At 61.0% G+C, this 1509-nt stretch carries 1 protein-coding gene; it reads right to left on the reverse strand.

Annotation, left to right across the window (positions count from 1 at the left end; all coding sequences use genetic code 11):
- Positions 1–1439, reverse strand: a 1439-nt coding sequence (yidC, locus tag VGO12_RS22980; RefSeq protein WP_327515052.1) for a membrane protein insertase YidC, incomplete at its 3' end; no start/stop codon positions are given.
- Positions 1440–1509: the final 70 nt, after the last annotated feature.

The raw sequence follows: 1509 nt of genomic DNA on the forward strand, positions 1-1509 counted from the left end.
AGATCCTTGATCCAGCCGAAGAACGGCGCGTGCCGCATTTCGATGGTGACGAACAGCACCTTGTAGAGGGCAAAGAAGACCGGGATCTGGATCAGGATCGGAAGACAGCCCGCGACCGGATTGATCTTTTCCTTCTTGTAGATCTCCATCATCTCCTGCTGCTGCTTGACCTTATCGTCAGGATAACGGTCGCGCAGAGCCATGAGCTGAGGCTGGATCGCCTTCATTTTCGCCATGGAGGCGTAGGATTTGTTGGCCAGCGGGAAGAAGATCAGTTTCACCACCACGGTGACGAGCAAGATCGCCACGCCGAAATTGCCGAAGAAGCGGAAGAACCAGTCGATCAGTGAGAACATCGGCTTGGTGATGAAGTAGAACCAGCCCCAGTCGATCAGCTTGTCGAAATTGGGGATCGAGTAGGCCACTTCATAGTTGTCGACGACAGGAACTTCCTTGGCGCCGGCAAAGACGAGGTTCTTGATTTCCGAGGACTGGCCGGGGGCAACCGTGATCGCGTCGCTCTTGTAGTCGCTCTGGAAGCGGGCGCGGCCGTCGGTGAAATGCGTGAAGCGGGTATCGTAAGGGGTCGCCTGCGGCGGAACGATCGCCGCTGCCCAGTACTTGTCGGTGATGCCGAGCCAGCCGCCGGTCGCCTTGCCCGGTTCGATGGACTTCTCGTCCTCGATCTTGCCGTACTTCACTTCCTGCAGGCCATGGTCGCCGATGACGCCGATGAAGCCTTCATGCAGCACGTAGACACTCGGCGTGGTCGGCTTGTTGAAGCGCGTGACGCGACCGTAGGACGAAAGCGCCAGCGGGTCGGCGGTGCCGTTCTTGATGCTGTCGACCACCTGGAACATGTAGTGGTCGTCGACCGAGATCGTGCGGTTGAAGGTGACGCCCTTCTCGTTGGTGAAGCTCAGCGTGACCGGCGTTGCGGCCGTGAGCTTGTCGCCGCCCGAAAGCGTCCAGACCGTCTGCGGACCGGGCACCGTGCCGGTGGTGTCGCTGCCGACATAGCCGATTTCGGCAAAGTAGCCGTCGGTCGTCTCGGCGGGGCTGAAGAGGGTAATGACCGGGCTCTTCGGGTCGACCGTCTCGCGGTACTCCTTGAGCTTCAGGTCGTCGAAGCGCGCGCCGGTCAGGTTGATGGAGCCGGAAAGCGCCGGCGTGTCGATCGCAACGCGCGCCGATTTGGCAATCGCCTGGTCGCGGTTTTCACCGGCGCCCGGGATGGCGCCACCGCCCGGCAGAGCCTGGCCCGGCGTCGTCTGAGCCGGCGTTGCCGACTGCGGCTGCGACTGTGCCTGCTGGGCCTGCAGCGCTTCCGCAGCGATGCGTTCCTTTTCAATCTTCGGATTGACGTAAAGGAACTGCCAGGCGACGAGGATCAGCACGGACAGGCCAATCGCCACGAAATAGTTGCGGTTTTTTTCCATCATAGTTTCCTGGAACCGGCCGGCGGCCGCTTCTGTTTCGGCTTGTTTTCGATGCGCTCGCGAAGGCCCC

Source organism: Ensifer sp. (assembly GCF_035999135.1).
GTDB lineage: Bacteria > Pseudomonadota > Alphaproteobacteria > Rhizobiales > Rhizobiaceae > Ensifer.